Source organism: Pseudomonas sp. Xaverov 83, assembly GCF_019352905.1.
Taxonomy (GTDB): Bacteria; Pseudomonadota; Gammaproteobacteria; order Pseudomonadales; family Pseudomonadaceae; genus Aquipseudomonas; species Aquipseudomonas yamanorum.
This window is the reverse complement of sequence record NZ_JAAAFU010000024.1, coordinates 59,178-69,784: the sequence shown is the minus strand read 5'-3', so window position 1 is coordinate 69,784 and position 10,607 is coordinate 59,178. Positions and strand designations below refer to the sequence as shown.

Genomic DNA, 10,607 nt, shown 5'->3' with positions numbered 1-10,607 from the left:
CGGAGTGCGGGCATGCCGAGCCTAGGCGAGGCACCGAGTGGTGGGGCAAAGACCTTTTGGTTACTTTTGGCTGGGCCGGCATTCCGGGCGTTTGCCAAAAGTGACCCGCTGTAAGAGCGGAACCCTAAGTAGCCGTTACCGCAGCAACGGATATGTACTCGATCAACCAACCAACCCCAAAAACCCAAGCCCAAATAAAAGGCCTCGAACTAGCGAGGCCTTTTATTTGGGCTTCAATCTCTTCAACTCTGTGGCCTCATCCCTTGGGACATCCCAAACATGAACAACAACAACTCATGATCAGGCTTGGCCGCAACACCGACCTTGGCGATCCGCGGCATCGGGCACTGCTGCCCGACACCCTGCACCGCACTGAGGACTTGTGTCCGGGGCTGCTCCCAAGCAGCCAGGGCGAGGGCCGCTATGCCCAACGCCCCCAACAGAAACAAACCTCGTGCAATTTCTAGCTTCATTACGTTAAACCTTTGATAGCGCTGCCAAACGCCGTCTCGTAAAAGTAGCTGAGTTTCTGCCAGTCCGTAGCATTCCACGACGAATGGCGGCGCAACTGCAACATGTCATGCCGCGCCGCTCGCAAAGCGGTCAAGCGCTGGCGGCACTTCTCGAAGTCCAGCAGCGCCACTTCAACCTTCGCCGCGTCACCCTCACCCGTCACCCGCACAAAGATGTGCTTGATATACAGGCAACCATGCTGCCAACGGCCCTTGTGCATCCGAGCCAACGTACCCGCGAGTTCCTTGAGCAAACGCTCATGCACCAACTCGCCATACTGCTCACGACCACCCGCGGCGTACCAGTTTTCGATCTCGTCGAAACCGTCCAGCGAAGCTGTCACCAACAACGCCTTCCATTGGTGCTCAGGATCGCGACGGGCTTCGCAGAACACCAGTTCCGGCACACGTACATCCAGCAAGCGCAGGCCCTTCAGGGCGTCACGCTCACGCAACACAGTGGGGCGTCCAAAAGGATGGAGCCAACTGCGGTAGATATGGCCCGTCTGGCGCTTGCTATAGAGCAAACGACCATTGGTGCCCGTCACCCGTTGCACACCACTTTCACCGCCGCGACGACGATTGGGCTCTTCGACCCACTCGCCCTGCTGGCGCCAGAAATAATCAAATCGCTCCTCGGGAGCTACTTCACTACCTGGTAAACACTCGACAGCCATCCTGTTACCTCTTGCGCAATACATACACTCGCCACATGGCGTAGAGCGGTATGAAGTCCAGAGATTCCTGAACACGGAAACCGGCTTGTTCAAACTCTGCCTCAACAGTAGCAGCCGGTAACACGAACCGATTTTGGTAACCTTGTTGCTCACCTTTGTTGCGACGCCGCACTTCGGCACGCTTGCGTTTCCAGGCCTTGAAGTTGCCGTCCACCCACAACGAGATAATCACGCTGTCTCGGGTAACACGCTGAAATTCGCGCAGTATTGCCAGCCTGTGCTCAGGGTCACCGATGTGGTGCATCAAGCGCATGCAGAAAATGCTGTCGACCGCGTTATCCGGCAAATCGATATCAAACGCAGACGTTTGCAAGGGCCGTACCCGTTTCACCACATCCGCCGGTTGGGCGACCGTGGCGATCTTCAGCATCGACTCTGAATTGTCGGCACCGATGATCACACGGTTGGGCTTTTCTGCCAGCAAAGGCCAGAAACGCCCAGCCCCACATGGCAAGTCCAGCACCAGGCCAGGCTCACCCGCCATGGCTAACGCACCACGCGCCAGTTGCTCGTCGCGTTTGTGGGACAACCGGCGAGCCAGATTGTCCTGATGTTTGAGCAAATAATTCTGCGCGTGTTGATCGTCGTACTTTTCGGAAAATTCAAGCTTGATCGGGGTAGGCATCACCGGGTCTCCAGTTACTGATGCCTACAACCTTAAGAAGCGTCCCGTGATCAACAGGTCAACACATTGTGAAAAACTTGTCCTGTCGAATCGTATACATTACAAAACTTTGCAGATACAAGTCATAGCATGGTGCCATCTTCGGCGAAAATGAGGAAGTCTGCCGCAGGTTAGCGGCAGAGCAGGTACTAGGCCTTGACCTGACTCAACTCCACATGAAAGCGGCAGCCATTGGGCTCCATGGTACTGAGGCTGACGCTCCAGCCTTGGTTCTCGCAGATCCGCTGAACCAGGGACAACCCCAATCCCAGGCCTTCGCCACGCTTCTCGCTGCCGCGTACAAACGGCTCGAACATCGCTTCGCGCTTGTCTTCAGGTATCCCGACACCGGAGTCCTCCACCACAAAGCCGCTCGGCTCCAGGGTGAGGCGAATAAAGCCGTGTTCGGTGTAATGCAGTGCATTGCGCAGCAGATTACCCATCACCGCGTGCAGGAAGGTCGCGTTGTAACGGGTATCCAAGGGCGCGCCGGGCTGATAAATCAGCTCAAGGCCTTTGCGCTCGATCGGCTCACGCCAGATTCCCAGCAGATCATCGGCCACCTGGGCCAGGTTGGCTTGGGGAGACATGCCAGCCTCCTCACGCTGGGCACGGGCCAGCATCAGGAAGGTCTGTACCAGTTCGCGCATTTCTTCACAGGCCCGTGCAATCCGTTCGACCTGGTTACGGCCGCGCTGGTCAATTGCCGGGTTCTCCAGCAACAGTTCGCAGGAACTGGCGAGCACCATCAGCGGGGTGCGCAACTCGTGGCTGACATCACTGGTAAACAGCTGCTCCCGGGACAACGCCTGGCGCAAGCGGCCCAGGGTCGCGTCGAAGGCCACGGCCAGTTCACCGACCTCATCCGCCGCGTAATCCGGGGCCAGGGGCGGCGCCAGGCCGAGTAACTGGTCGCGATGACGCACTTGGCGGGCCAGGCGGACCACCGGGGCCATGACCTTGCGCGCCAGTACCCAGCCGAGAAATACCGCCAACGCCAGGCTGAGCACAAACCCCACCAGCACCACGGCGAACAGCACGCGCTCGCGCTCTTCGAAGTCGCTCTGGTCTTGCAGCAGCACATAGCGGCGACCGTCGACGATTTCGACCATCGCGTGGTAGGAAAGCTGTTCGCGGAATACCTCATGGAAACCGGCGTCGAGATGGCGCAAGTCCTTGGGCAACTCGAAATCGCCGGGGCCGCCGCTGAAATAGAACAATTGGTCGGGCTCGGGACGGTGGCTCCAGTCCTCGACGCTGTCCATCAGCAACAGGCGTTGCAGGTCACCCCCCAGGCCCGCCGAAATGAGCTTTTCTTCCACCAGGTGCACCGTGGCGACGATGCCCATGGCGAAGGCCCCCGCCACCAACGCGCTCATCAAGGCGAAGGCGATGATGATCCGCTGGGCAAGGCTTTGCTTAAACTCCATCACGACCCTCGGCCAGGCGATAACCCACACCGTGAACCGTTTGCAGCAACGGTTTGGCGAAGGGTTTATCAATTACCTGACGCAGTTGATGGACATGGCTGCGCAAGCTGTCGCTGTCCGGGCAGTCATCGCCCCACAGGGCTTCTTCGAGAATTTCACGGCGCAATACGTGAGGGCTCTTTTGCATCAGCACCGCCAGCAGCTTCAGGCCAACCGGGTTGAGCTTGAGCAGGCGCCCTTCGCGGGTGACTTCCAGGGTGTCGAGGTCATAATTCAGATCACCGACCTGCAAGGTCCGGCGACCGCCGCCCTGGGCACGGCGCAGTACCGCTTCGATACGCGCGGCCAATTCCGACAGCGCAAACGGCTTGAGCAGGTAGTCATCGGCGCCGGACTTGAAGCCCTGCAGCCGGTCATCCAGTTGGTCGCGAGCGGTGAGCATGATCACCGGCGTGTCGCGCCGTGCGTCTTCGCGCAGGCGTTTGCACAGGGTGTAGCCATCGATGCCAGGCAGCATGATGTCGAGCACGATCAGGTCGTAATGCTCGGTGGCAGCCAAGTGCAGGCCTGACAAGCCGTCCTGCGCGCAATCCACGGTGTAGCCCTTCAGCCCCAGGTAATCGGCCAGGTTGGCCAGAATATCGCGGTTGTCTTCAACCAATAAAATTCGCATGGGCAGTGTCTCCGTACGCGGTAACGGCCGTGTTGGCTCGCGCAGCTTAAGGCCAAGTATGACTCAGGGCTAGGGCTGAGGGCCGTGTCCATTACTCTTTTCAACCGATTGCGAGACTTAACGAGTTTTTCACTATAGGTTCACAACCTGACTACAGTGTCAGCGCGAAGATCGCGCCCATCGAAAATAAGGAACATTGACATGGGTTTCCCAAAAACGGCGCCAATGCGCTATTTGCTGTTGGTGACCGGTGCATGGCTGGTTGTTTTTCTACTAACCCGCATTCTGCTGCTGGTAACCCATCTGGATGAAGTGAGCGGTAACCTGCTGCCGGTATTCGGCGTGGGCCTGCTCTATGACCTCGGTTTCCTCGCCTACGCCGCCCTGCCCCTGGGCCTGTATTTGCTGCTGTGCCCACCAGGGTTGTGGCGTCGCCGTGGCCATCGCTGGTTCCTGCAAGCGGTACTGACCGTCAGCCTGTTCGCCATGCTCTTTACCAGCGTGGCCGAGTGGTTGTTCTGGGACGAGTTCGGCGTGCGCTTCAATTTTATTGCCGTGGATTACCTGGTTTACTCCAAAGAGGTGCTGAACAATCTGCTGGAGTCTTATCCGATCGGCAAGCTGCTGAGCCTGCTGGCAGTCTTGGCGATAGTCTTGAGCCTGGCGTTGCGTAAACCGTTCAACGCGGCGATGAATTCGCCATTACCTGCAATGCGCCAACGGCTACTCAGCGCCCTTGGCTTGCTGGTGGTGGCCGGCCTGAGCCTGCAACTGATCAATCAGGACAGCCCGCGCAGCCAGGGCGGTAACGCCTACAACAACGAACTGGCCAGCAACGGCCCCTATCAGTTCTTCGCCGCCTTCCGTAATAACGAGCTGGACTACAACCAGTTCTACAAGAGCCTGCCAACCGATGTCGTCGCCAAGCAGTTGCGCGCCGAACTCAGCGAACCCAACGCACGGTTTATCGGCACGGATCCGCTGGATATCCGTCGCGCCATTACCAACCCGGGCACGCTGCGCAAACCCAATATCGTACTGGTGACCATCGAAAGCTTCAGTGCCAAGTACATGGGCAGCAACGGCGACCCGAATAACCTGACACCCAACCTCGACGCGCTGCGCAAACAGAGCCTGTACTTCAATAACTTCTACGCCACCGGCACCCGCACCGACCGTGGCCTGGAAGCCATCACCCTGGCCATTCCACCGACGCCGGGACGTTCGATCGTCAAGCGCATCGGCCGCGAAAGCGGTTTCGGCAGCCTGGGCCAACAGCTCAATGCCATCGGCTATGACAGCGTGTTTGTCTACGGCGGCCGCGGCTACTTCGACAATATGAACGCGTTCTTCAGCGGCAACGGCTACCGCGTAGTGGACCAGAGCAGCGTGCCTGAAGCGGAAATCAGCTTCAAAAACGCCTGGGGCATGGCCGACGAAGACCTCTATAAACAGACGCTGAAACTGGCAGATGCCGACTACGCCAAGCAGCAACCGTTCCTGCTGCAACTGATGACCACCTCCAACCACCGCCCGTATACCTACCCGGCAGGCCGCATTGATATCAAATCCGGCGACGGTCGCGACGGTGCGGTGAAGTACACCGACCATGCCATCGGCCAGTTCCTGGAGGCTGCCCGCCAGAAGCCATGGTTCGACAACACAATCTTTATCTTCGTCGCCGACCACACAGCCGGCAGCGCGGGCAAGGAAGACCTGCCGATGGTGAACTACCAGATCCCACTGTTCATCTACGCCCCCAAGCTGGTGGACGCCGGCGAGAACGCGAAGCTGGCCAGCCAGATCGACCTGGCCCCGACGCTGCTGGGCTTGCTGAACCTGAGCTACGAGTCGACGTTTTTCGGCCGCAACCTGCTGCAAGACAACCCGTTGCCGCCACGGGTAGTGGTGGGCAATTACCAGTACCTGGGGTTGTTCGACGGCAATGACCTGGCGATTCTCAGCCCACGCCAAGGCCTGCGCCGCCATGACCAGGCACTGGGCGACAGCCACGAGTCCCGTGTGGGCAGCGATGACCCGTTGATTCAGCGAGCCATTACTTACTACCAGGGCGCCAGTTATGGCTACAAACAACAGTTGTTGAGCTGGAGGGTACCCAAGGACGAGGTTCCCAAAGTGAGTACGCGCTAACCAAAATGCCCCGGCCAGGTCTGACCGGGGCTTTTTTTAGAGTCTGAGTTCACCATGCACGCAATCGCTGTTCGTCCGGGATCCCAACCCCTCAATTTTTGGCTGTGCCTCGGTGTGCCTGCCGTGCTGGCGGTGGTCATGCTGTTGCTGGAGCTGACGTCGCTGGACATGGACGTCGCCAAGCTGTTTTACAACGCCTCCGAAGGCGGCTTTGTGGGCCGGCACAGTTTTTTTCTAGAGGACATTCTTCACGATCGCGCCAAGCAGATGGTGATCGTGTTTTCGGTGCTGGCGATCGCCGGGTTTGCCGGGGCCTTTATTGTTGAGCGGCTTAAGCCCTACCGCCGGGAATTGGGCTGCCTGGTGCTCTCGCTGGCCCTGGCTACCTCGTTTGTTTCGCCGTTGAAGACCGTGACCGGGGTGCAATGCCCGTGGAGCGTCAAGGAGTTCGGCGGCCAGGAGACTTACAGCGAGCTGCTGAGCCCGCGGCCGCCGACCGACAAGCCGGGCCGGTGCTGGCCGGGCGGGCATGCGGCGACGGGGTTTGCCTTGTTCGCGTTGTTTTTTGCCCTGAGGGATCGTCGGCCGCGGATGGCGCGCTCGGCGTTCATGTTTGCACTGGGGCTGGGCACGGTGCTTTCGGTGAGCCGGACGATGCAAGGGGCGCACTTTCTTTCCCATAACGTGTGGACGGCGATTTTCAGCTGGCTGATTTGTTTGGGCGCCTATTACTTCTTGCTGTACCAGCCGGTGAAAGCACCGCAGCCCGCCTTCCAGAAGCAGCCCGCAACGCCTTGATGAACAGCCCTTGCCTCGCCGGGGGCAAGGGCGCAACACTCTGCGCACTTTTTTGGCAACGATCCCGCTGAGCCATGTCCGATACCCTGCTGCTGATCGAAGACGACCTGCCCCTGGCAGCACTGACGGCCGAGTTCCTGCGCGCCGAAGGGTTTACCGTGGCGGTAGAACACCGTGGCGACCGCGCGGCCCAACGTATTCACGAGGAACAGCCAGCGCTGCTGATCCTTGATGTGATGCTGCCGGGCATGGACGGCTTTACCCTGTGCCGACAGATTCGCGACCACTACCCCGGGCTGATCCTGATGATGACGGCCCTGGACGAGAACGCCGAACAATTGGTGGGATTTGCCGCCGGGGCCGACGACTACGTGGTCAAGCCGATCGATCCGCAACTGTTGCTCGCGAGGATCCGCTCACTGCTGCGTCGCCATCCCCAGGCGCCCCGCAATTTCTATCAGTGGGGCGCTTTTCGCCTGGACCTGAACAACCACTTCGCCTGGCTTGGCGAGGCGCCCTTGCAGTTTTCGGTGGCCGAGTTCGAGTTGCTCGCCATCTTCGCCCGTCACTGCGGCGTGTTGCTGACCCGGGAAAAACTGCTCCAGCGCCTGCGGGGCCTGGAGTACGACGGCCTGAACCGTTCGATTGATATGCGGGTGTCGCGCTTGCGCAAGAAACTGATGAGCCTTGAGTGCCCCGTGACCATCCAGACCATCACGGCGCAGGGATACCTGTTCGTCGAAATCCCGAGCGGGAGTCAACATGCTGTCTAAAGTGCGCCCCTGGATGGCAATCGCGGCCGGCACCAGTTGGGCCGCCCTCACCCTTTACCTGTTGTGGTTGTGCACCAACGCTGCGGTGTTTATCGGCGACTACAGTTTTTTGCGCCTGATGGCCGGGCCGGGTTATCTGGTTGCCGAGCAACTCAAGACCCTGCCCCCCGAACAATGGGAGGCGCGTGTCGAGTCGCTGCAAGCACGCTTTCAGTACCCGGTGAGCGTGGTGAAAAAAGACGATATCGAGCTGCCACCCGAAGCCATTGTGATGCTCGACCATCATCAACCGGCGCAGAACAGTGATGAGGACGTCACCTACTTCCCGCTGGACGATGACACGGTGATTCAATTCGGCCCTATGTGGGGAACCGCCGAAGTGAAGGACCTGCTGCAATATCCGGTGTATTGGGTGACCGCCTGTGTTGCCGGCCTGCCGGTGTTGCTGTTGCTCTGGATCGCGTTGCGTGCCCGACGCAAATACACCCACGACCTCAACACCCTAAACGCCTGTATGAGTGCCCTTGCCCGCACGCCCAGCACGCTGCTACCGGCGATGAGCCAGGAATGGACGCCGCTGCTGCAAACGTTGCGCAAGCATGCCCAGGACATCACCTCGATGGGTGAACGCCACCGAGAAGTTTCCCAGGCGGTGTCCCACGAACTGCGCACGCCCCTGGCCCGGATGCGGTTTGCTCTGGCACTGCTGAGTAAAAGTGCCGACCCCGACACCCGCACCCGCCTGCAAGAGCGCCTGCAAACCGACATCGAAGAGCTGGAGTCGCTGGTTCGCGCCAGCCTCGCCTTTGCCCGGCTGGCCGATGCACCCAGCGACCTGCAGCATGAGCCGATCAATATCCACGACTGGCTGCAGCAGGAGTTCGCCCTGCTGGACGGGCACCATCGCTTGCTGACCCTGGAAACCCAGCCGGCCGACCTGGAACTGATCGGCGACCGCGCCCTGCTGCATCTGATCGTGCGCAACCTGCTGAGCAACGCCATCACTTACGCCCGCGAACGGGTGAACGTCAGCGCTGCGTGCCAGGACCAGCACCTGGTGCTGCATGTAGATGATGACGGCCCGGGCGTGCTGCCGGAAAACCGCGAAAAGATCTTCGAACCCTTCGTGCGCCTGGCCATGGGCGGCGACGAGCCCAGCGGGTTTGGCCTGGGCCTGGCGCTGGCCAAGCGCGCCACCCATTGGCACCGTGGAGAACTGTCGATCACCCGCAGCCCGTTGGGCGGCGCACGCCTGACCCTGACCCTGGCGCTGCGCCCAGGTTAGGCTGTTACAGCCTGTGACAGTGGAACGTCCGCGCTGCCGCTAACCTCGCGACCTTGTCCTTTGGATCAGGTTGGAGAGTCAGTTCATGCGTCACCCTAGACGGCATCTGCCCACGCTGCTGTTATCACTGTGCATGGCCGCCGGTTCATGGTCAGGCAGCAGCGCGGCCCAGAGTGCTCACGCGCCCTACTACCCCGGCACCATCCTGCCCAATCGCCAGACCCAGGCGATCATGGATAAACAATTGGTCACGTTCTACAAGGACTGGAAGGCGGTGTATCTCTCAGGGGATTGCGGCAGCGGCCGGTATTTCGTCAAGGTCAACGCCGACCACAAACCGGTGGGCGGTGGCGCCGCGCCCAACACCATCACGGTGTCCGAGGCTCATGGCTACGGCATGCTGCTCACGGTGATGATGGCGGACTACGATGAAGATGCCCAAAAATTCTTCGACGGCATGGTGCGCTACTTCCAGGATCACCCGGCAGCCTCCGATCCCGGCCTGATGGCCTGGAACCAGATAGAGGGCTGCGGCGACTCCACCGACCCTTTCCGCGGCGACGTCAGTGCCACCGACGGCGACCTGGACATCGCCTACGCCCTGCTGCTGGCCGACCAGAAATGGGGCAGCCAAGGCACCATTGACTATCGCAGCGAGGCCAACACGGTGATGGCGGCGATCATGAAACACGAGGTACACCCCAGGACTCAGCACCTGATGCTCGGCGACTGGGCGGGCACCGACGGCGACGCGGAGCTTGAGTACACCACCCGCAGCTCGGACTTCATGCAGTCGCACCTCTACAGCTTTTTCGCCATGACCGGGGATAAACGCTGGCAGGCTGTGCGCGACAAAACCTATTCGATCATCAGCGACTTTACCCAGCGCTACAGTGCCAAAAGTGCTTTGGTGCCGGACTTCATCAGCCACTTGGACACCTCGCTCACACCTGCACGGCCCGAACTGGTGGAAGGTCAATACGACGGCGGCTACTCGTGGAACGCGGCCCGTTACCCATGGCGCATCGGCCTGGATTACCTGATGTACGGTGACCCTCGTGCGCTGTACACCTTGACCACCTTCAACCGCTGGGCACGCGCCACGACCCACGATGAACCGGGCAACTTCAACAGCGGTTACCGGATCGACGGCAGTACCATTGAGGAAGCGCCGAATGAGCCGGCCTTTGTGGCGGCACTCGGGGTCAGCGCGATGATCAGCCCCGACAATCAGCTGTGGCTCAATAACATTTGGGACAACCTGCAACGCCGGTCCATCCGGGACCATGATTACTACGGCAACACCCTCAAACTGCTGGGCATGGTCGTCATGTCCGGCCATTGGGAGCGGCCCCAACCGGCGTCCCTCAAAAAAACCGCAAACGTGCCTGTCAATCCGTCATCCGGCCCTGCGGCACCGAGACCCGTGGCATCTTTGCCGGCTGCCTCGCAGCTGATGCTGGCTCGTGGCTTCATGTTCAAGAAGCTACTGGGGCGTCGCGGCGTCAGTTGAAGCGTGCGCATAAAGCGGGACGCGGAGCGTCCCTGGCGGCATTCCCACGCAGAGCGTGGGAACGATCAGCA

Annotated in this window: 10 protein-coding genes; 5 read left to right on the top strand and 5 right to left on the bottom strand. The window is 60.2% G+C overall.

The genetic code is table 11. The annotated features are described in order from the left end of the window. Positions 1–242 precede the first annotated feature (242 nt). The 5 genes from K0H47_RS09240 to colR form a co-directional block, all read right to left on the bottom strand. The gene (locus tag K0H47_RS09240) at positions 243–473 is read right to left on the bottom strand and encodes a hypothetical protein (protein WP_008433604.1); all 231 of its coding nucleotides are present in this window, start codon (positions 471–473) and stop codon (positions 243–245) included. Further along, positions 473–1,189, bottom strand: a complete 717-nt coding sequence (locus K0H47_RS09235; protein WP_023659223.1) for a lipopolysaccharide kinase InaA family protein — start codon at positions 1,187–1,189, stop codon at positions 473–475. The genes K0H47_RS09240 and K0H47_RS09235 overlap by 1 nt, the downstream gene beginning before the upstream one ends. 4 nt (positions 1,190–1,193) lie before the next feature. Next, positions 1,194–1,874: a class I SAM-dependent methyltransferase gene (locus K0H47_RS09230; protein ID WP_017480192.1), complete on the bottom strand. Its 681-nt coding sequence runs from the start codon at positions 1,872–1,874 to the stop codon at positions 1,194–1,196. A gap of 188 nt (positions 1,875–2,062) precedes the next feature. Then, positions 2,063–3,343 carry a HAMP domain-containing sensor histidine kinase gene (locus K0H47_RS09225; RefSeq protein ID WP_063027547.1) on the bottom strand — a complete coding sequence of 427 codons (1,281 nt, stop codon included), beginning with the start codon at positions 3,341–3,343 and terminating at the stop codon, positions 2,063–2,065. Then, positions 3,333–4,016 (bottom strand): two-component system response regulator ColR, encoded by a 684-nt coding sequence (colR, locus tag K0H47_RS09220; RefSeq protein WP_017480190.1) that lies wholly within the window; start codon positions 4,014–4,016, stop codon positions 3,333–3,335. The genes K0H47_RS09225 and colR overlap by 11 nt, the downstream gene beginning before the upstream one ends. A gap of 201 nt (positions 4,017–4,217) precedes the next feature. On the opposite strand from colR, the gene K0H47_RS09215 reads away from it, so the two are divergent. The 5 genes from K0H47_RS09215 (at position 4,218) to K0H47_RS09195 (ending at position 10,536) form a co-directional block, all read left to right on the top strand. Then, complete coding sequence (locus tag K0H47_RS09215; RefSeq protein ID WP_093205599.1) at positions 4,218–6,167, top strand: LTA synthase family protein; 1,950 nt, start codon at positions 4,218–4,220, stop codon at positions 6,165–6,167. 54 nt (positions 6,168–6,221) lie between these two features. Beyond that, complete coding sequence (locus K0H47_RS09210; protein ID WP_063027544.1) at positions 6,222–6,965, top strand: phosphatase PAP2 family protein; 744 nt, start codon at positions 6,222–6,224, stop codon at positions 6,963–6,965. A gap of 74 nt (positions 6,966–7,039) precedes the next feature. Next, entirely contained in the window at positions 7,040–7,738 is a 699-nt protein-coding gene (locus tag K0H47_RS09205) for a response regulator transcription factor (protein WP_063027542.1), read from the top strand. After that, the gene (locus K0H47_RS09200) at positions 7,728–9,023 is read left to right on the top strand and encodes a HAMP domain-containing sensor histidine kinase (RefSeq protein ID WP_063027539.1); all 1,296 of its coding nucleotides are present in this window, start codon (positions 7,728–7,730) and stop codon (positions 9,021–9,023) included. The genes K0H47_RS09205 and K0H47_RS09200 overlap by 11 nt, the downstream gene beginning before the upstream one ends. Before the next feature lie 85 nt (positions 9,024–9,108). Then, positions 9,109–10,536 (top strand): glycosyl hydrolase family 8, encoded by a 1,428-nt coding sequence (locus K0H47_RS09195; RefSeq protein WP_219272416.1) that lies wholly within the window; start codon positions 9,109–9,111, stop codon positions 10,534–10,536. Positions 10,537–10,607: the final 71 nt, after the last annotated feature.